Source organism: Dermabacter sp., from assembly GCF_032550575.1.
Lineage (GTDB): Bacteria > Actinomycetota > Actinomycetes > Actinomycetales > Dermabacteraceae > Dermabacter > Dermabacter hominis.
On record NZ_JAWFZC010000018.1, the window covers coordinates 1 to 1,784 of the forward strand.

The following is a 1,784-nucleotide window of genomic DNA, read 5'->3' on the forward strand; positions in this document are numbered from 1 at the left end:
TAAGTGCGCCCAGCATGGGCGTACACTAATCGGTGAAAGTCCGTAACGGGGGCTGATAGTGCCAACCGTATAGCTTAAGACAAGGGTGTCTATCGTGAGGTAGAATCTGAAGGAAGTCGGCGGCAAACCTTTGGTCTGAGGAACACGAATCACATGAGGCTTAATTTAGTGGGTAAGCTTGCTTAACAAAGCAAAGCCCAATAACTATCCGAAAACTGATTAAGTAGATGTGGCAGATAGATGAAGGGAAAGTGTACGTTCTTACCTGGGGAGGTCTGATAATACATCAATAAGTAGATGAAATTTCGAAATTGATAACCTATATAGTGATATATAGCTGAATTATCAGAAGTCAGCAGACGTCATAGTACTTTCGCTAATCGCGATAGCGAAGGGAAGGACTGAACATTAGAAGGTTTACAACTTTGATAAATCTAAGAATTATGAAGAAAGCAGAAATTCCCATAAGGAATCTGACTGTGGAGGTAGAAATGGAAGTTCGAGATAAACAGAAGGTGCAGAGTAAAATCGTAGATTTATTAAATAGAGAAAGCGTAAACGATGAGTTATTTGATACTAGTAGGTTACTTGAAGATGTGCTTGAAAGAAATAATATGCTTGAAGCAATGTATAGAGTAATTAGAAATAAAGGTAGCTATGGAATTGATGGCATGAAAACCGATGAACTTCGAGATCATGTCAAAAAGACTTGGGCTACAGTTAAAACTAAACTGCTAGAGGGAAAATATAATCCATCTCCAGTAAGGAGAGTAGAAATTCCAAAGCCTGATGGAGGAGTAAGATCACTTGGAATACCAACAGTACAGGATAGAATGATTCAACAAGCCATTGCACAAGTACTTAGTAAATTATACGAGCCTACTTTCTCTGAAAGTAGTTTCGGATTCAGACCTAATAGAGGTGCAAAGAATGCTATTAAACAATCAGAAACATATATAAATCAAGGATATAAGTGGGTTGTCGATATGGACTTAGAAAAATTCTTTGATAAAGTGAACCATAACATACTAATGGGGAAACTTGAAAAGAAAATTAAAGATAAAAGACTTCTGAAACTTATAAGAAAATATCTAGAAAGTGGAGTTCTTATAAATGGAATTAAAGTATCAAGTGAAGAAGGAACGCCACAAGGTGGGCCACTTAGCCCATTGTTAGCAAATATAATGCTAGACGATGTTGATAAGGAACTTGAGAAAAGAGGGCATAAGTTTTGTAGATATGCCGATGATTGCAACATATATGTCAAGAGTAAAAGAGCGGGTTTGAGGGTAATGGATTCTATAACAAGAATTATTGAAAATGAACTTAAATTAAAAGTAAATAAAGATAAGAGTGCAGTTGATATTGTAAGTAAAAGAAAGTTTTTAGGATTTTCATTTTATTTCGTTAAAGGCGTAGCCAAAATAAGAATACATGAGAAATCAATTAAAAGATTTAAAGAGAAGGTAAAGTCCATAACTAATAGAAACAGAGGAATATCTATGGATTTAAGATTACTTAAACTAAATGATTCTATTAAAGGATGGATTAATTATTTTGGAATAGCTAACGCTAAGCGGAAGCTGTTGGAACTAGATAAATGGATTAGAAGGAGACTACGTGCTTGCATATGGAAGCAATGGAAGAAGATTAGAACTAGATATAGAAATTTAGTGAAATTAGGAATCGATAATTGGAAGGCATGGGAATATGCCAATACAAGAAAAGGCCACTGGAAAATCTCCGGTAGCCCAATTCTAAGTAAATCACTTCATAATAAATAT

Annotated in this window: 1 protein-coding gene; it reads left to right on the forward strand. The window is 35.1% G+C overall.

Going from position 1 to position 1,784, the window contains the following annotated elements:
- Positions 1–443: 443 nt before the first annotated feature.
- On the forward strand, positions 444–1,784 hold a 1,341-nt coding region (gene ltrA / locus E6X30_RS10285), incomplete at its 3' end, for a group II intron reverse transcriptase/maturase (RefSeq protein ID WP_316336198.1).